Annotated in this window: 18 protein-coding genes; 8 read left to right on the top strand and 10 right to left on the bottom strand. The window is 63.4% G+C overall.

Annotated elements, in window-relative coordinates:
- Positions 1–10 precede the first annotated feature (10 nt).
- Together AAFP05_RS08870 and AAFP05_RS08865 are read right to left on the bottom strand one after the other, a co-directional pair.
- The gene (locus AAFP05_RS08870; RefSeq protein ID WP_341729513.1) at positions 11–628 is read right to left on the bottom strand and encodes an NUDIX domain-containing protein; all 618 of its coding nucleotides are present in this window, start codon (positions 626–628) and stop codon (positions 11–13) included.
- A 114-nt stretch (positions 629–742) separates the two neighbouring features.
- A complete protein-coding gene (locus tag AAFP05_RS08865; RefSeq protein WP_341729499.1) occupies positions 743–1,726 on the bottom strand; it encodes a hypothetical protein in 984 nt (327 codons plus the stop codon).
- Between the two features lie 23 nt (positions 1,727–1,749).
- Here AAFP05_RS08865 and AAFP05_RS08860 point away from each other — a divergent pair, with 23 nt between their 5' ends.
- The 3 genes from AAFP05_RS08860 to AAFP05_RS08850 all read left to right on the top strand — a co-directional run bounded on the left by AAFP05_RS08860 (position 1,750) and on the right by AAFP05_RS08850 (position 3,408).
- Entirely contained in the window at positions 1,750–2,364 is a 615-nt protein-coding gene (locus AAFP05_RS08860; RefSeq protein WP_341729498.1) for a DNA-3-methyladenine glycosylase, read from the top strand.
- Between the two features lie 158 nt (positions 2,365–2,522).
- Positions 2,523–2,882 (top strand): SRPBCC domain-containing protein, encoded by a 360-nt coding sequence (locus AAFP05_RS08855; protein ID WP_341729497.1) that lies wholly within the window; start codon positions 2,523–2,525, stop codon positions 2,880–2,882.
- A 121-nt stretch (positions 2,883–3,003) separates the two neighbouring features.
- Complete coding sequence (locus AAFP05_RS08850) at positions 3,004–3,408, top strand: hypothetical protein (protein ID WP_341729496.1); 405 nt, start codon at positions 3,004–3,006, stop codon at positions 3,406–3,408.
- Between the two features lie 20 nt (positions 3,409–3,428).
- On the opposite strand, the gene AAFP05_RS08845 is transcribed toward AAFP05_RS08850, so the two are convergent.
- The gene (locus AAFP05_RS08845) at positions 3,429–3,893 is read right to left on the bottom strand and encodes a hypothetical protein (RefSeq protein WP_341729495.1); all 465 of its coding nucleotides are present in this window, start codon (positions 3,891–3,893) and stop codon (positions 3,429–3,431) included.
- Positions 3,894–4,279: 386 nt separating this feature from the next.
- On the opposite strand from AAFP05_RS08845, the gene kduI reads away from it, so the two are divergent.
- Entirely contained in the window at positions 4,280–5,107 is an 828-nt protein-coding gene (kduI, locus tag AAFP05_RS08840; protein WP_341729494.1) for a 5-dehydro-4-deoxy-D-glucuronate isomerase, read from the top strand.
- Positions 5,108–5,270: 163 nt separating this feature from the next.
- On the opposite strand, the gene AAFP05_RS08835 is transcribed toward kduI, so the two are convergent.
- The 6 genes from AAFP05_RS08835 to AAFP05_RS08810 all read right to left on the bottom strand — a co-directional run bounded on the left by AAFP05_RS08835 (position 5,271) and on the right by AAFP05_RS08810 (position 12,479).
- A complete protein-coding gene (locus AAFP05_RS08835) occupies positions 5,271–6,695 on the bottom strand; it encodes a glycoside hydrolase family 1 protein (RefSeq protein WP_341729493.1) in 1,425 nt (474 codons plus the stop codon).
- 13 nt (positions 6,696–6,708) lie between these two features.
- Positions 6,709–6,852, bottom strand: a complete 144-nt coding sequence (locus AAFP05_RS08830; RefSeq protein ID WP_341729492.1) for a PRD domain-containing protein — start codon at positions 6,850–6,852, stop codon at positions 6,709–6,711.
- Complete coding sequence (locus AAFP05_RS08825; protein WP_341729491.1) at positions 6,839–7,561, bottom strand: CAT RNA binding domain-containing protein; 723 nt, start codon at positions 7,559–7,561, stop codon at positions 6,839–6,841. Before AAFP05_RS08825 ends, AAFP05_RS08830 begins: the two co-directional genes overlap by 14 nt.
- Positions 7,562–7,624: 63 nt before the next feature.
- Entirely contained in the window at positions 7,625–9,031 is a 1,407-nt protein-coding gene (locus tag AAFP05_RS08820; protein WP_341729490.1) for a glycoside hydrolase family 1 protein, read from the bottom strand.
- 5 nt (positions 9,032–9,036) lie between these two features.
- Complete coding sequence (locus AAFP05_RS08815) at positions 9,037–10,932, bottom strand: beta-glucoside-specific PTS transporter subunit IIABC (protein WP_341729489.1); 1,896 nt, start codon at positions 10,930–10,932, stop codon at positions 9,037–9,039.
- A 176-nt stretch (positions 10,933–11,108) separates the two neighbouring features.
- Positions 11,109–12,479 carry a UTP--glucose-1-phosphate uridylyltransferase gene (locus AAFP05_RS08810; RefSeq protein WP_341729488.1) on the bottom strand — a complete coding sequence of 457 codons (1,371 nt, stop codon included), beginning with the start codon at positions 12,477–12,479 and terminating at the stop codon, positions 11,109–11,111.
- Between the two features lie 179 nt (positions 12,480–12,658).
- On the opposite strand from AAFP05_RS08810, the gene AAFP05_RS08805 reads away from it, so the two are divergent.
- The 3 genes from AAFP05_RS08805 (at position 12,659) to AAFP05_RS08795 (ending at position 14,715) form a co-directional block, all read left to right on the top strand.
- A complete protein-coding gene (locus AAFP05_RS08805) occupies positions 12,659–13,474 on the top strand; it encodes an HAD family hydrolase (protein WP_341729487.1) in 816 nt (271 codons plus the stop codon).
- A gap of 2 nt (positions 13,475–13,476) precedes the next feature.
- On the top strand, positions 13,477–14,301 hold the full coding sequence (locus tag AAFP05_RS08800; RefSeq protein ID WP_341729486.1) for an MBL fold metallo-hydrolase: 825 nt from the start codon (positions 13,477–13,479) through the stop codon (positions 14,299–14,301).
- Between the two features lie 165 nt (positions 14,302–14,466).
- On the top strand, positions 14,467–14,715 hold the full coding sequence (locus AAFP05_RS08795) for a hypothetical protein (RefSeq protein WP_341729485.1): 249 nt from the start codon (positions 14,467–14,469) through the stop codon (positions 14,713–14,715).
- 159 nt (positions 14,716–14,874) lie between these two features.
- Here AAFP05_RS08795 and AAFP05_RS08790 read toward each other — a convergent pair whose 3' ends face one another.
- Positions 14,875–15,906, bottom strand: coding sequence for a LacI family DNA-binding transcriptional regulator (locus AAFP05_RS08790; RefSeq protein ID WP_341729484.1), 1,032 nt, complete (start codon positions 15,904–15,906; stop codon positions 14,875–14,877).
- Positions 15,907–16,265: 359 nt separating this feature from the next.
- Between AAFP05_RS08790 and AAFP05_RS08785 the strand changes: the two genes are divergently transcribed.
- A partial coding sequence (locus tag AAFP05_RS08785) for a hypothetical protein (protein ID WP_341729483.1) occupies positions 16,266–16,823 on the top strand: 558 nt, incomplete at its 3' end.

Raw genomic sequence — 16,823 nt, 5'->3', positions numbered from 1 at the left:
GCCGCGCTCCTCAGCGCAGCGGGACCTGATCCAGATGACGATCGAGCAGCGACCGCGCACCGGACGTCCACGGCAGCGAGCGCCAGCGGCGCACCGGCACCCAGCTGGCTGCCATCGTGGTGCCTCCGACGTCCAATACCTCGGGCTCGGTCGGCTCGACGCAGACCGCTGTGTAGATAATGCGCAGTGCCTGGAAATCCTCCAGCACTCCGGCCGGTGAGCGGCCGATCCAGTGATCGGATTGGACGTCTATCAGCCGCCGGATGCGGACCCGCTGCGAACTCTCCTCCATGATCTCCCGCACGACCCCTTCGCTGGGCGTCTCGTCTCGCTCCAGACCACCACCGGGAAGCTGCCAGAGCCCGGGGATTGCCGTCCGATCGGAACACTGGGTGCCCAGCACTCCCCACCGCGACCGGACGATCGCGTAGGCGGCGATTCGCTGATGCGGTACCGGCCGCTCGTCAGGGGCGATTGCCAGGCTGGGATCCGACCCACGCGACCGCACTCGAGGCGGACGAGAACTGCTCGTCCGCGGCCGGACCTGCGCGGTCAAGACGACGCCCTGGTCGTCCAGATACGTGCTCAACGGCTGGCTCATTAGAAAACCACGCCGCCACAGCAACATCCGGGGGTCTTCGCCGTGGGCCAGGACCGCATCGACAGAGATCTTGGAGCCTGGCGCCAGCACTCCTACGATCCTCATGAGCCAATCATTCCATGGTGGACAATTGTGGAGATCCTATGGATTGTCGATCTTAGTGCCTGCCAGATCGGTCACGAGTCTGGAGCCGGCCGCCTCGATCGTTATCCGTGGTTGATCGGCGCCGAGGGGCTGACTGACGGTCACGGAGATGACGGTCGCGTCCGGCTGCTCAAGTTGCAGCGGCGCAGTCCTGATCAGCTGGCTGATCACCTCCGGATTGATCGCTGTGCGGTCGAATTGCTGGGTGGACGGCGTCTCGCGTCGCTGCGTGGCGAACATCGGCACCGTGGCCGTTCGGATACGGCGTTCGATCACCCCGGGAGTGGTCACCACGTCGGCCCAGGCCTGGTTCGCGCTCGTCATGGGGTCGGTGCTGTCGACGGTCACGCCGACTTCCACGACGAACAGCCTGGTGTCGTAGACGTCGTTGAGCCCGGCGGCGAGATCGTTCTCCAGACTCAGATTGAGTCGCGGGACCAGAGCGCCGTCTCGATCGAAGAAGATCGTGGACGATTCGGGCGATGTCGTCACCGTCATCAGGATCCGCTTGTGGTCGTACTCGTTTATTTGCAGTTCTTGCTTGTCGTGGGATCCGGATATCTGGGCTGCGGTCGCGAAGAGTTGCGCCACGTCGGACAGATTGAAGGAGTTCGGGTCGAAACTGGTCGCTGCCACCAGGTCGGTACCGTCGTCACTAGGAGTGATGACTCCGCCCAGCCAGACCATGGAACGAGGGCGGTCGCCGTCGTCGATGTACGTCAGGCGCACCTGGGTTCTCGCGATCACGACCCGGACGACAGGCTTGCCGTTGGTGGCCTCGACGAGTTGTGCCACCACCTGCTGCGCCAATCCGGGGGAGAGCAGATCGTGCTCGGACGACACTGGCGTTGCACTGACCGATGGCGATGGGGACGCAGAACCGGAGGGGGTGCGCGTCGGCGTCGGCACCGCGCACGACGACAGCACGAGGGCTGCGGCGAGTGCGAGAGCCGAGATGAGGGTGAGACTGCGTGCCTTCACATAGTGCAGGCTACCGTGGCGCCATGAGAAGCCCGATTGACCTCACCCACCGCGCAGACGAGGTGGCACCGCTGCTGTTGGGTTGGGTGCTGCGACGCGGCGAGGTCGCGTTGCGTTTGACGGAGGTCGAGGCCTACCTGGGCCTTGACGATCCGGCCTCGCATGCCTACCGCGGGCCGCGTGGTCGGGCGGCCACGATGTTCCGGGCCCCGGGCTGTCTCTACGTCTACCTCAGTTACGGCGTCCATCGGATGGCCAATATTGTCTGCTCGCCGGCCGGGTCGGCCTCGGCGGTGCTGTTACGCGCCGGCGAGGTGGTCGCCGGTGTCGAGATCGCCAGGCACCGGAGAGGCCGGGACGAAGAGCCGGCCAACCATCCCGTGGCACGGCTGGCCAGCGGCCCCGGCAACCTCGGTGCCGTGCTCGGCCTGGATCTGGCGGACGATGGCGCCCGGCTGGGCGTGGAGTTCAGCTTGGAACCAGGGGATAGCCCTAGCCGCACGGTGATGGTCGGGCCGCGCACGGGCATCAGCCATGCCGTCGATTGGCCATTGCGATTCTGGCTCGCCGATGAACCGAGCGTGAGCCCATATCGGCGCTCGCCGAGGGCTTCGCGGCCGGCTGAAGATCGGCTGTGAGCAATCATCGAATACCTACCCATGGCGGCCCCCGGGGCACTAAGGTGACAGCCAACCCGAGCCAAGACGTTCGGGGCATCACAACTCAACGAAGAAGTGAGAAGCCCATGGAACAGACAAGTGAGGTCACTGCCGAGACCGAGGGTAAGACCGTGGTCGTGAGCCGGACGGTAAAGCAACCTGTCAAGGTCGTTTGGGACGTGCTCATGACCGATGATGGCGCCGAAGCGCTGTTGGGGCCGGGCGCCAAACTGGGTGCCAAAGGACAATCCTGGCACTCTCATAGCGGACGCGAAGGCGTTATCCGCAGCTTCCACCCGCTGGAACAGATCCGCTTCTCGTATCGTTCCAACGCGGCCACGACGCCGTCCCTGGTGGCGGTGAATCTCAAACCGGCTGGCGATGAAGCCACCGAGATCGAGATTCAGCACTCTAACCTGGGCCCCGATATTGAGCGCACCTGGGCGCTGGATCGCTGGTCGGCAGCGTTGGAACGGATCGAAAGCGACTGCCTCTAGACAACCGCTGTAACAGGGCCGCGTCATGCGTGTGCTCATCGTTTGCGGCACCCGAATCATCGAATGACTAGGTTGACACTACCTCGGCACGGTGAGCACCGGCCGGGGTAGTGTCAGCAGCATGATGCGCTTTTCGAAGAACCTGCTGCTCGTTCTCGGCAGTGTGGCTGGTATCGCTTTCGTGGCACTGATGGTGTACGACATCGTCCAGATCAACCAGCTGCATGCTGTTGCCGTCGCCAATCGCAGCGCGGGATTCGCGAATCCTCGTAACTGGGTCATGATCGGCGCGCTTCTCGGTTTGGTTGCAGGCCTGTTACTCGGCATGGGCATCGCGATGCCCAACAAGACGTTCAAGGCCCGCTACGCCGAGGCTCGCCGTCTCGAGGCCGGGTTAGACGCCGGAGAGGCTGCTCCTGACGCCTCCCACAAGGCGGACAAGCACGTTGCGGATGCTCGCGAATCGCAGTCCGTCAAGCCTGCGTCTGAGCAGGTCGGTCCTGAGCAGTCGGAGCCGCCGCAGTAGCGGATCGGTGACCGCGAAGCTCAACGGCGGGATCTCCCAGTCTCGGTTGGCCAGGTCTCGTCCGGCTCCGGGGTGTGCCGTTCGTCCGTCTCATCATCGTCTGACGCCGAGGGCGTCGCTTGAGTTGTGGGGCTCTCGGCCGGCGCTTCCTTCTGGGGGACGCCCATGATGATCGGCTCGGGGGTCCAGCGAGGGCCGGTCGGCGTTGGGGAAGCATAGACCGTTGTGGGGAACGCGGCATGGCCCTCGACAGTTGCCGCGGCTGCGGGGCTATCGACGGGTGCGCGCCCGAAAGCGATCGTGAACGCCATCAAGGCGACGGCCAACGCAGTCGATCCGGCAATCAGGGTCCCCACGAATCCGCCGCTTGTCTGCCCAGGTGAGGAGTTGCTGCGACCCAAAAGGCTCAGGAGGGGCAGCTTCTCGGCGCCGTCGGCGGTAGGCCGCTCGTCCGCCGCAAAATCTTCGGGGTCTCGTCCAGCCATCACGCCTCCTCCACGTTTCGTGGTTATGCTCCGAAGAGTAATCCTACGGTCTGTGTTCAGGATCGACCAGCCATCTTGTCGGAGCTGGCTTTAAAAGCGTCCGCAAAGCCGGGGTTGGCCGCTCGTATGACGAATGCCAACGAGGCCGCGCATCTGATCGGGCTGGACTGGGGCACCACCCATGCCCGTGAGGGTCTGACAGCAGGCCAGTCCCGGGGCCGGTCTGAGGCATCTTGGCAACAAGGTGGCGGGCGTCTTCGCTGCCAGCTTAGGGTCTAGAGAAACGTCGCAGGCAGGCGCCGTCCGCTGGTCCGGCGATCGACGACGCGGCACCGGTGCGAGCGCGCACCTGAGACTCATGGGCAGAACAACGAAAGGCTTAAGTCATGGAGAATCGTCACACGGTGAGCAAGTCCGAGACTGCGCGCATGAACACCGCGGAATTGCGGGCAAACTTCCTCGTCCCAGACTTGTTCGTCGATGGCGAGATCACCTTGGTCCACAGTCATGAGGACCGAGTGATTCTCGGCGGGGCAGCGCCGTTGGACGAGCCGCTCTGGCTGCTGGCCCCCGACGAGGTGCGGGCCGACTACTTCCTTCAGGGCCGAGAGATGGGCGTCTTCGTCATCCAGGGCACCGGAGTCATCACGACCGACGGAGATGGGCATGAGCTGCCAAAGGGCGGCTGCTTGTATATCGGACGCGGAGTGCGCGATGTCAGCTTCGCCTCGGTGGGCGATGAGCGGGCGCTCTTCTACTTCTTCAGCGCACCTGCCCACACCAGCTACCCGACCGCGTCGGTGCTGCCGGGCCACGGAGATATTCGTGAGCTCGGTGATCAGGAGCATGCGAACCGGCGGACTTTGAACCGCTACATCCACGACGACGGCATTCAGTCATGCCAGATCGTGATGGGCCTGACTCAACTGCATTCGGGCAGCATGTGGAACACCATGCCGGCGCATACCCACGACCGGCGCACCGAGTGCTACCTCTACCTGGATGTTCCCGAGGATGCTCGCGTCGTCCACCTGCTCGGCGACCCGAACCAGACCCGGCACATGATCGTGGCGAACCACGAGGCGATCATTTCGCCGAGTTGGTCGATCCACTCCGGTGTCGGCACCCAGGCCTACAGCTTCATCTGGGCGATGGCCGGCGAGAACAAGAGCTTCGACGATATGGATCATCAGCCCATCGACACCCTGCTCTGAGCCGGTAGGTCAGCCGCGCGTAGCCGCAGATCGGGCAGCCCCGGGCCTGGTGGTCAGGCCATTTCGTCCCCGGATTGTGTAGCGTGAGAGCCCGTCGTGGCCGCTCAAACTACACAATCCGGTGAAAGGGCCCGCCATCTACACGATCAGGGAGAGGGACGGACTACAGGCTGGCGCCGTTCGACCTGATGATCTGCTGGTAGTCGAAGAACGACTTCTTGCGGTAGCGCTCGAGCGTTCCGGAGCCGTCGTCATTGCGGTCGACGTAGATGACGCCGTAACGCTTCGACAACTGCGCGGTGGACGCGCTGATCAAGTCGATCGGGCCCCACCAGGTATAGCCGAGGAGGTTGACGCCGTCGGCGATTGCCTCGCGCACCTGTTCCAGGTGGTCGCGCAGATACGAGATGCGGTAGGAGTCGTCCACGGTCTTGACACCGTCGATCTCGACCAGTTCGTCTTTGGCACCCAGCCCATTCTCGACGATGAACAGCGGCACCTGCCAGCGCTCCCAGTAGTCATTGAGCACGATCCGAAGCCCCACCGGATCAAGCGCCCAGCCCCACTGCGAGACCGGCAGGGTCGGATTCTTCGCCCCGCCCATGATGTTGCCTTCGCCCACGATCCGCTTGGCCGGGTCGGCTGTCTCGCAGACGCTCATGTAGTAGCTGAAGGACACGAAATCGACGGTGTTCTTCAACACCTCGCGGTCGGCGTCGGTGATCTCGAGTTCGATGCCCTGGTCGCGCAGCTTGCGCAGATAGTAGCCGGGGTAGGCGCCGCGCACATGCACGTCACCGAAGGCGTAGTTCTCGTGCTCGGCATACCTCGCCGCCCACACATCCGCCGGGTCCGGGGTGAGCGGGTAGGTCGGCATCGCCAAGATCATGCAGCCGATCTTCGCGTCCGGAGCGACCTCACGGGCGATCTTCGTGGCGGACGCAGAAGCCACCAGCTCGTTGTGGATCGCCTGATAGAGCTGCGTCTTGCTCAACTTCTCCTTCGGCGTCCAGATACCGCCGGACATCAGTGGGGCGTGTAGCACAGAGTTGATCTCGTTGAAGGTCAGCCAATATTTGACGCGCTTGCCGTAACGCTCGAACAGGACACGGGCGTAACGCTCGTAGCAGCCGATCAGTTCGCGGCTGGTCCAGCCGTCGTAGGTCTTGGCCAGATGCAGCGGGGTCTCGTAGTGGGAGATGGTGACCAGTGGCTCGATGCCGTGCTTCTCGCATTCGTCGAGCACCCGGTCGTAGAAGGCCAGACCGGCCTCATTTGGCTCGAGCTCGTCACCGTTCGGGAAGATCCGACTCCAGGCGATCGAGAAGCGGAAGACCTTGAAGCCCATCTCGGCGAACAGCGCGATGTCGTCGGAGTAGCGGTGGTAGAAGTCGATGCCTTCGAGTTTCAGGTTGTCAAGCGTTGGTTCGTCGGTGGGTCCGGTGGAGATGCCGCGCGGCATCACGTCCTGGATCGAAGCGCCTTTGCCGTCCGCGTCCCAGGCTCCTTCAAACTGATTCGCGGCGGTCGCCCCACCCCATAGGAATCCTTCGGGGAACGGTTGGCCGGTCAGTTCTGTCGTGGTCATCTGGCGTCCTTTCTCATTTTCCGGTGAGCCGGGCTATGTGCAAGATCAGGTAGGTGGCTTCGTCGTCGGTGAGCGAGGTGCCCAGCCGCATCTCCAGCAGCACTCGCACCTTCTGTGCCGCCTGGGCTGCGTCGGGGAACGACTCAAGGACCGACACGTTGAACGCGCGGCTGCTCGGCTAGTTGCTGTCCGCTTGCCGCGCGCGAGAAGAAGTAGCGAAGATGGGTGACGAAGCGGGCGGAGTTGATGTCGTCGGTGGGGAATTCGCGTCCGTAGGCCGATTCGAGAACCTCGAAGACCTGTGAGAGGACCTCGGTCATCGCGAAGGTCTGCGACAGGTCGTTGGTGGCGAACGCTATGGCGTTCACGAAATGCAGGGTGATGGCAACGGCGTCCTCGTCACTGAGCGGCAGCCGGCCGACCTCGCGGGCCATCGCGATCGAGCGCCGTGCCATCTGATACTCGTTGGGGAACAGGTGCGATACTTCACCCTTCAGCGGGTGCGGGGTGACGGTCCCGGTCTCGGCGCGTTTGACGGCGAAGACGAGGTGATCTGCCAGCGCGACGATAAGTGCCTGCTGGAAGGTCGTCTGCCATTCGGCTTGGGCGGCGTCCACGATCATCCGGGCGACGCCGATGTATTCGGGCGAGATGTTGACGAGGAAATCGCGCAGAGTCACGTATTCTTCGCGCGTCGAGGGAGTGAAGACCTCCACGATCTTGGCCGGATCCACCCGCTGCCCGGCCGACTTCTGGAAGCCGAGTCCGCGTCCGGTGAGGATTACTTGAGAACCATCGGAATCGGTGGCAAGAACAACATTGTTGTTCAGCACCTTGACGATCTCCATGTGATCTTCCCTTGTCATGACTAAATTCAGCGTAGTGGACGCTCCCCGTTCCTGGTAGGCGTCCACCGGACGACGTGCGGATCAGCCGAGATCTGCGCCGTTGCTGGCGATGGCGTTGCGATACCAGTAGAAACTGTCTTTGCGGTAGCGGGCCAGATCCAACAGATCGTCCTCGTCGCGGTTGACGAAGATGAATCCGTATCGCTTGGCCACGCCCTGGTGTGTGGAGACAAGGTCGATCGCCGACCACGGGTTGTAGCCCATCACCTCGACGCCGTCGCTGATCGCGAGCCGAATCTGTTCGATGTGATCGCGCAGGTAGTTGATGCGGTACGTATCGTGCACCGCACCGTTTTCCAGCCTGTCGTAGGCGCCCAATCCGTTCTCGGTGACCAGCAGCGGCAGGTGGTAGCGATCCCACAAGGCCCGGAAGGTGTTGCGGAAACCTATCGGATCCATTTCCCAGCCGAAATCGGTGTGCGGTAGATGCTCGTTGCGCACACCCAGAAAGACGTCCTTCTCGCCTGAGAAGAGTTGCTGATCCGAACTTCCGGGGATCGGCTCATCGCTGGGCAGCGGCTTGGCCACGGTCATCGACGTGTAGTAATTGAACGCGATGAAATCCGGCTTGGCTTCGGCGAGCAGGTCCATATCGCCGTCTTCGAGCTGCGGGGTCGCCCCGAGTTCTTCGAGATAGCGCCAGGCCACCGTGTTGTAGATGCCCCGGACCGACGCGTCCAGATAGAACCAGTTACGGATCGAGTTGACGTCGTCCGCAGCCAGCACATCCTCCGGGTCGCAGGTCGCCGGATATGTCAGGGCGATATTCGGTGCGGGCCCGATCTTGGCGGCCGGCAGCATCTGGTGGCAGGCCAGGATCGCCTTCGCCTGGGCCAGCATCATATGGTGATTGGCTTGGTAAAGCGCCGACTTCGGGCTGCCCGGTTTGACCGTGCCGATCGCCTCGCCGACCAGAATCATCATGTTCTGCTCGTTGATCGTCAACCAGTAGGTGACTTTCGAGCCGTATTCGGTGAACAGGATCTTCGCGAAGCGGTCGAATGCCGCAACCGTCTCCCGGTTCTGCCAGCCGCCCTTCGCGTCCAGCGCCGCGGGCAGGTCGAAGTGATACATGGTCACGATCGGCTCGATGCCGTGCGCGAGGAGCTCATCGATCAGCCGGTGGTAGAAGTCGATGCCGGCCTGGTTGATCTTGCCGTCGCCGTCGGGGACGATCCGCGTCCAAGCGATCGAGAAACGATATGACTTGAGCCCCATCTCGGCGAAGAGTGCGACGTCCTCGGTCACGTGATGGTAATGGTCGGAGCAGACGGTGAAGTCGGCGATGCCCGGCTTGGTGTGGCCGTTCACGTCGATCACCGAAGGACCTTTGCCATCGGCGTCCCATGCGCCCTCGACTTGATAGGCGGAGGTCGATCCGCCCCAGAGGAAACCGTCGGGGAATGCGGAGAGTCTGTCATAGCGCATGAGTCTCAGGCCTCGATCGTCAGTGCGGCGTCGCTCGCGGCGACCCGGCCGGCGGACTCCGGCGTGATAGTGCCGAGAGCCTTCGTGTTCGTGATGACCATGATCGTCGTCGGATCGAAGCCGGCGTCCGTGATCTTGGCGAGGTCGACTTCGGCGAGGGTGTCGCCGAGGTTGACGTGCTGTCCCTTGGTGACGGCGGCGGTGAACCCATCGCCCTTCATCGAGACGGTGTCGATGCCGATGTGGACGAGCACTTCGACGCCGGTGTCGGATTTGATGCCGTAGGCGTGGCCGGTCGGGAAGACCGTGACCACGGTGCCCGAGACCGGCGTGATGAAATGGCCGTCCGAGGGGATAATCCCGACACCTGTGCCGAGCACGCCGGAGGCGAAGACCTTGTCCGGTACGTCGGCCAGGGCGATGAGTTCGCCGTTGACCGGGCTGGAGATGGTGGTGGTCACGCCGGTGAGGACCGGGGCTACTGCTTCGACGGTGGTTTCGGGCTCAAGGACCGCTTCGGCCTTAATCGAATCGGCGGCATCGTTCTTGCTGTCCACGCCGAACAGCAGGGTCAGCAGGAAGGCGACCGCCATACCGACCGCGATACCGATGAGCAGCATCACGAAGCTGCCTTGGCCCAGATAGGCGGGCAGTGCCAGCAACGAGGGGATGACGAACGTGCTGGACGCGGCTCCGCCGATCGCCGAGATCATGCCGCCAATGGCGCCACCGGCAAGACCGAAGTAGAACGGCCGCTTCATGGGCAGGTTCACGCCGTAGATGATCGGCTCGGTAACGCCGGCGAGGATGCCCGAAACCGCGCCCGGCAGTGCCACTTCGCGGCGCGTCTTCGACTTGGTGCGGATGGCAACGGCGATGGCGGAGCCGGACTGAGCAAGCACCGCCGCCGGAATCGGCCCGGCCAGCAGCGAGTATCCGAGGGTGCCGAGGTCGTTGATCATCACCGGCACCATGCCCCAGTGCAGACCGAAGATCACCAATACCTGCCACAGGCCGCCCACGACCGCGCCTGCTGCCCACGGGGCATGGACGAAGAGGAACTGGACGCCCGCCGAGATGCCACCCGCGACGATGGTGGTGATCGGGCCGACAACGATGAGAGTGAGCGGAACCATCACCAGTGCTGTGATCAGCGGAACCATGAAGTTCCGGATCATCCCCGGCAGCGCCTTGGTCAGCACTCTTTCCAGGTGGCCCTGAATCCAGACCGCGAAGACGATTGGGATGACCGACGAGCTGTAGCTCATCATGACGACCGGGATGCCGAAGAAGGTGACCGGCTCGGTGGCGCCGGTAAGGGCGACGATCGAGGGATAGACCAGGGCCCCGGCGATTGCCATCGCGGTGAACTGGTTGGCCTTGAAGCGCTTCGCTGCGGTGATCGCCAGGAAAAGCGGCAGGAAGTAGAAGACGGCGTCGGCGGTGGCGTTCAAGATTGTAAACGTGCTGCCTGCGGCATCCAGCCAGGCAAACTGGGCCGCCATCGACAAGAAAGCCTTCAGCAATGCGATGCCTGCCAACGGCCACAAGATCGGCAGGAAGATACTCGAGATGAGTTCGATGAACTGGGTGAGCAGGCTGCCCTTGGGAGCGTCGTCGTCGGCAGCGACCTCGCCGCCCCCGGCGATGCCGGTTGCCTGGACGAAGTGGTCGTAGACCACCGGCACATCGTCCCCGATGACCACCTGGTACTGCCCGCCGGCCTCCACCACCGACAACACGCCGTTGATCGCCTCGATCTTGGCCTTGTCGGCCTTGCTGGTGTCCTTGAGCTTCAGCCGCAGCCGGGTGATGCAGTGTGCGGCGCTGGCAACGTTCTCCTTGCCGCCGACCCCGTCCAGCACCTGTACGGCCACTTGCTGGAAATCAGGCTTAGCCATCCGTTCCTCCTTGAAAAACCGTCAGAAGACAAAAAAAGACCTGAGACCGTCACCGCGCGAGTTTGCGCGGGAGTGTCTCAGGTCTTGCCTCGAAAGTAACAACCCTGGATGAAGACTGTGTCTTCGGCTTGAATTCTAGGTCTGGTTCCGCGGGCTGTCAACCGCCGAGAGGTGGGTCAGTCGACGACGGTGCCGTCCGGAATCGACTGCGGAGTGTCGGTGGACAGCACCGCATCGCCGCGTACGACCACTCCCTTGCCGAAGGTGAAATCGCCGGTGACGTGCAGCGATGTCGCCTCGACCAGCGACGGGGGACCGGCGGGGAAGCGGGCCTCGAAGTCGTCGATCAACTTGAAAAAGTCGGGATCGAGGCGGACGACAGGACTGCTGGCGCGTCCGATCAACCGGGCGTCGTCGGTGAACTCGTAGATGTCGCTGCGCAAGATGAGCAGATCGGCGGTCGCCTTGACCGGCAAGAAGCGGCTGCGCGGTACCCCGATAGCCTGCGCACCATCGAAGACCTCGACCGCCGCGCCCATCGCGCCTTCCAGTTGAACAACTGCGGGTGAGGTCGCATCGGCCGGGTCAACGGTCTTCTTGTTGATGATCAGCGGCAGCGAGAGCATGCCCTCGTTCGCGTCCAAGACGGCGGCGACCTGTCGCAGATCGAGCCACAGATTGTTGGTGTGCGTCCACGGGTGCTTGACGATGTCGATGAAGGAGTCCATCTCGTCGGGGCTCACCTGCGCGGTGTCACGCAGCACGAGGCGTCCATCGGCGATGCGGTGAGCCAGGTGACCGCCCTTGCGGTCCATATCGGTGCGCTCGCTGATTTCGGCCGCATAGGGGGCGCCGCTGGCCGCGAACCAGCCCGCCAGCCGGGGATCGGGTACCGCGCCCAGATTGTCGATGTTCGCAACGAAGAGGTAGCGGAAGCCCTCGTCCAGCAGCTTGGTGATCAGGCCGCTGGCATACAGCGACGGATAGAAGTCGCCATGGCCGGGCGGGCACCATTCGAGATCGGGATTGGCGGGCCACGCCGCAGGCATCCGGGTATCGTCCAGCAGCTTCGGTTCGCGGCTTTGGACGAACTCCAACGGCAGGTCGCCGACCGGCAGCTGCGGGTATTGCTCGAGGGCTTTCAGGGAGGCTTCCGACGTGTTAAAGCTGTTCATCAGCAGCAGGGGGAGCCTGACATCGTGGGCTTCGCGCAGCGCTAAGATCTGGCGAACCACGATGTCGAGGAAGGTCAGGCCGTCGCGTACCGGGATCAGGCATTTGGGGCCGGCAAGGCCCATGGAGGTACCAAGGCCGCCATTGAGCCGCACCACCGCGGTCTGCGCAAGCGCCTGCATCGCCGCGTCATCGAGAGTTTGGTCGGCCAGCATCGGCGGATCGGTCAGCGGTTCGAGATCGGCCTCGTGCACGTAGCCGGTCTCGCCGCTCGCTAGCCGGTTGAAGCGATCGATGAACGACGCGATCACCGAGGGTGCAGCGCCGTCGGCAGTGAGCTTGGCTATCGCGGCGTCGAGGGCGGGGTCGGTCATTTCTGCGCTCCTAAGTGAGATGACACCTTGTCAGGCGGTGGCATTCGCGGGCCTGTCCACGCTCAACAGCTTAGGGCCTGACGATGAATTGGCGCGTCGAGTGGTCCTCAAAAGGCTCGCACCGACATAATCTGCAACGATGGGAGAGGCAATGAGGCTCGTGGAAGGAGAACAGGGGCTTGAGTTATTCGATGGCTGCCAGTGACTGGGACGACACACTCGTACCGCTTGGCGACACGATTCCTGAACGGACCAAGGCAGCGCTGGATCGCATCCGGGCCGACGGGGTCGCGATGGTGGTCGTCTCGGGGCGCAGCGTCCACGGCTTACGAGTACAACTGAGGCGCAACGGGATCAGTCTGGACGGGCTCTACCTGATTGCCCTGAACGGGGCGCTGGCGGTCCGTGCTTGGGACGATGAGGTCTTGTTCTCCCATCAACTCGATCCCGATTTGGCTGCTCGGGCGGCCCGGATCTGCGCTGAGGCTGGGGCCGCGGTCATGGTTCACCATCATGATCAGCTGTGGACCGACCGGCCGGAGGATTTTGCGGTGCGCTTCGAGGCCGAATCAAACGATCTCGCGCCGCTCCTGGTCGGCGATTTCGATGCCTTGGACTTTGTCCCGGCCAAGCTGCTGATCGGCGGTGAGAATGCGTTGCTCAAGCCATTGTGTGAGCGGCTGAAAAGCGAATTCGCGGACGAGGCCGAGGTCATGCTGTCGGCGGACTTCTTGATGGAGTTCACTGCCAAGGGGGTGGACAAGGGGCACGCGCTGCGGGGGCTGTGCGAGGCAATCGGTGTTCCGCTCGACGAGGTGGTTGCGTTCGGCGACAACTTCAACGACATCCCGATGATGAAAGTGGCGGGGCATTCGGTGGCCGTGGCCGATGGCGTCCGCGAGTTGCTTGAGATTGTTGATCAGGTCACTGCCCCGAGCAGCGAGTGCGGCGTGGCCGATGTCCTGGATGAGCTTTTCCCGTCTGATCCGATGTGACGATGGAACAACTCAGCGAGCATTGCTGGATCGCCACCAGCCGCTTCTGCCGGATGAACACCGTAGTGGTCACTGGTTCGTCGGGGGCCTTGGTGGTTGATCCGGGAGTTCATGGCGATGAGCTGGCGGCGTTGGCTGCGCAGCTCGCCGACCGGTTCGGCGGTTGCGCGCTGGCGGTTTCCACCCATCCGCACTGGGATCATCTGCTCTGGGCCGCCGATCTCGGGCGAGCGCCCAGGCTGGCGTCCGCGCGGGCCTGCGAATTGGTCGCCGATACCGGTCGACTGGGCGGGATTCGCGCCGAGGCGGCCGAGGAGGTTCCGGAGTGCGAGCTGTCACTGCTCGGCGGTGTCTTGCCGTTGACCGATTACGTGTTGCGCGATGATGCGACGGATGAGGCAGTAGCCGGACGAATCGGCTGGGATGGCCCGGAGGTTGAGTTCGTCGTCCATGACGGGCACGCGCCCGGGCATCTGGGGCTGCGGGTGCCTGCCGACGGCGTGGTGATCGCTGGAGACATGTGTTCGGACGACGAGGTGCCGTTGCTCGATCTCAATGGGGCAGCCCCGCTCGATGACTACTGGGATGGGATCAGTAAGCTCGCGCGGCTCGCCGATCAATGCGAGGCACTGGTTCCAGGACACGGCACAGTGGCCCGTGGGATCACCGAGGTGCATGAGCGTTTCGAGCGCGACCACGACTATCTGCTGTCCATGGCGACCGGTCGTTCGATAAACGACGCCCGACTCGATGGCCCCGGACGAGAGTGGATGCTTGTCGAGCACGAGGCGATGTTCAACTGGTGCTTGCGATCGCCTGCAACGTGACAGCTGACGCGCTGGCTAGGGCCGATGCTATTGATGGTAACTCAGTTGCCGGCGCAGCTCTTGCGAAAGGCTGTTCCGCTTACATTCCGGAGTATGGTCTGACCATACGTAGTCGACGCGGTCCCGTAGGAAAGGGGCCGCGTTTTCTTGTGAAAGGGCTGTGAAATGGCAACGTTGGTGCAAGCGTCGGTGGTTAGCGAGTCGCGGGCTGTGAAGCGGTACGGAACGGCCAAGCCGAGCGAGATGACGACCCTTCGTTGGTTCGATGTCGGTCTCGCTGTTGCTGCTCTTTTGCTGCTGGTGGGCGTTATTGGTACCGCCAGTGTTGAGGTGCAGGCGATCGCGTTGGCGGTCGCTGTGGCCGGAGCGTCGGTCGGCGCGACTTGGTACCTGAATCGTCGCCGCAACAGCTGAGTGCGGCAGTTCAACTGACCCCCGCAATGGCGACGGGCCGATCACGTTTTCCGGATGGGAGAGACGGATCGGCCGGTTTGGTCTTATGAGGCGTCCTGGCGGTGAGGCTCAGGCTGATTGAGGCTCAGGCGGCGGGATGTCTCGCGTCCGTCGAAGGTGTCACGAGACAGACGAACCGCGCACAACAAGCCGCGGGCCGACGAGTTCGAGCCCATGTGACTGCTTACCGTCCATGGCCTCTGCCAGGCGGTGGGCGGCCATGCGTCCGAGATTTTCAAGATTCATGTCGATGCTGGTCAGCGGAGGGCGAGCACCTGCGGCGAGAATCTCCCAGTTGTCGTGCCCAACCACGCCCACCGACGAGGGGACCGATCGTTCAAGATCGTGCAGGGTGTCGAGTGCGCCGCGGGCGATCTGATCGCTGCCGCAGATCACCGCGTCGATGTCGGGATATTGAGTAAGTGCGGTGTGCATTGCGGCACGGCCCCAGGCCTCTGTCCAACTGCCGAAATATGCTCGTCCACCCGCGGGCTCAAGACCCTCCTGGTTGAGCCGATCGAGAGCGCCGGTGACTCGTTCAACTGATGCGCCGTAGCTCTGATCGCCGCCGATGATCGCGATCCGGCGGCGTCCGGAGACAATCAGGTGATCAGCGGCCAGTCGCCCTGCGGCAACGTTGTCGTAGACGATCGAGCAGTCCGCCGGGTCGTCCGATGGTGCATAGGCGTACACCACCGGCACCGGGATCCCTCGCCCCAGCGACGGTCGGGCGTCGGTGCGTGCGCCCACGATGATGAGCCCGTCCACACGCCTTTCCATCAGGACGCCGAGATGGTAGCGCTCTCGGATCGAGTCGCCCCGGGCGTCGCACAACAGCACCGAGACCTTGTTGATACCGAACGCGTCCTCGGCGCCCATCAGCAGGGGGATCGAGAAACGGCCTTCGAGGTCGTGGGTGATCAGCCCGACGGTTCCGGTACGTCCCGTGAGTAGCGACTTCGCGAGGGTGTTTGGCACGAAACTCAGCTCGTTCGCGGCGTTGACGACTCGTTGCCGGGTTCTTGCGCTGACATCGCTACGGCCGTTGAGAGCTTTCGAGGCGGTAGAGATCGATACTTGGGCCAGTTGAGCGACGTCGACCAAGGTCGGCTGGCGTGTCGACCGAAAAGTAATCGCATCGGTTTCTGACATGGCTCACCTCCCTGGACTGAAACTCCGCCTAGAAGGACTCTACCCGACTCGCCGCTGGCGATCTCAACGCGTGGGTAACAACGGAATGCCTCGCACTTGACGTGCTGGGTGCGGCGTGTTTTGATTACCGCAAACCTTTTCGAAGATTTCGGACGAGGGCGGAATCCTCGTCCCCAGCCAATCGGGAACCCTCGATGAAGAGAGGACCAGTCATGAGAATCCGCAATTTCCTGGCCGCTGTCGCCGCACTGAGTGTCGGCATCGGTCTGACCGCCTGCGGGGGTTCCGAAACCCCTGGCAGCAGCCAAAGCGCGACGGGCGGCAGTTCATCGGCAGCACGAACCGACGCTCTCCTGGCCATGGCAGAGGCAGAACTCAGGCTGCCGAAGGCGGACAGGTCGTACCCTTGCCCGGACCCTGCCGCGCTCGATGCCCTCCGGGCCGACCTCCTAGTGGCGCCGACGAACCTGCGCAGGGCCGAGCCGGAGTTCGCGCACGACGAGGTCCGTCGCTTCGCGACGGCCGTGCTCCTGGTGCGGGCCGGCTCCCTCACCGGAACCTTGAAGGCCTCCGGGCCGGTCCGGTGGTCGCTGGCTGCCGCCAAGCTCGCGTGTGAAGGCAGGCTCAGCGGGCCGGGGGATCCCCACGCCGAGCTTGAAACTCAGATCGCCCAGTTCGACGCTCTCGGCGACGAGTCCACGATCCGCTGGAAAGACGTGCCGCTTGAAGCTGCGCTTGAGCTACCGAACGCGTATGAGCTTCTCCGCCACATGCTCACTGCGAGTGCCACGAGAGGGCACGATGTCATGGCAACACTCGTCAGAGTTGCTTCGCTTCAGCAGCGATACGAGAAGATGGTCGACGTATCACGCGCTGAGCCGGTCGTACGCCTCCTTGTCGAGGAGGTCGACCAGCCG

It is taken from the genome of Brooklawnia sp. (genome assembly GCF_032229645.1).
Lineage (GTDB): Bacteria > Actinomycetota > Actinomycetes > Propionibacteriales > Propionibacteriaceae > Brooklawnia.
Note: the sequence above shows the minus strand (reverse complement) of the source record. Positions and strands in the feature narration are given on the sequence as shown.

Coding starts and splice junctions, on each gene's coding strand:
- AAFP05_RS08870 (WP_341729513.1), bottom strand. CDS start 628: ATGTTGCTGTGGCGGCGTGGTTTTCTAATGAGCCAGCCGTTGAGCACG.
- AAFP05_RS08860 (WP_341729498.1), top strand. CDS start 1,750: ATGAGAAGCCCGATTGACCTCACCCACCGCGCAGACGAGGTGGCACCG.
- AAFP05_RS08850 (WP_341729496.1), top strand. CDS start 3,004: ATGATGCGCTTTTCGAAGAACCTGCTGCTCGTTCTCGGCAGTGTGGCT.
- AAFP05_RS08845 (WP_341729495.1), bottom strand. CDS start 3,893: ATGGCTGGACGAGACCCCGAAGATTTTGCGGCGGACGAGCGGCCTACC.
- kduI (WP_341729494.1), top strand. CDS start 4,280: ATGGAGAATCGTCACACGGTGAGCAAGTCCGAGACTGCGCGCATGAAC.
- AAFP05_RS08835 (WP_341729493.1), bottom strand. CDS start 6,695: ATGACCACGACAGAACTGACCGGCCAACCGTTCCCCGAAGGATTCCTA.
- AAFP05_RS08825 (WP_341729491.1), bottom strand. CDS start 7,561: ATGACAAGGGAAGATCACATGGAGATCGTCAAGGTGCTGAACAACAAT.
- AAFP05_RS08820 (WP_341729490.1), bottom strand. CDS start 9,031: ATGCGCTATGACAGACTCTCCGCATTCCCCGACGGTTTCCTCTGGGGC.
- AAFP05_RS08815 (WP_341729489.1), bottom strand. CDS start 10,932: ATGGCTAAGCCTGATTTCCAGCAAGTGGCCGTACAGGTGCTGGACGGG.
- AAFP05_RS08810 (WP_341729488.1), bottom strand. CDS start 12,479: ATGACCGACCCCGCCCTCGACGCCGCGATAGCCAAGCTCACTGCCGAC.
- AAFP05_RS08800 (WP_341729486.1), top strand. CDS start 13,477: ATGGAACAACTCAGCGAGCATTGCTGGATCGCCACCAGCCGCTTCTGC.
- AAFP05_RS08795 (WP_341729485.1), top strand. CDS start 14,467: ATGGCAACGTTGGTGCAAGCGTCGGTGGTTAGCGAGTCGCGGGCTGTG.
- AAFP05_RS08790 (WP_341729484.1), bottom strand. CDS start 15,906: ATGTCAGAAACCGATGCGATTACTTTTCGGTCGACACGCCAGCCGACC.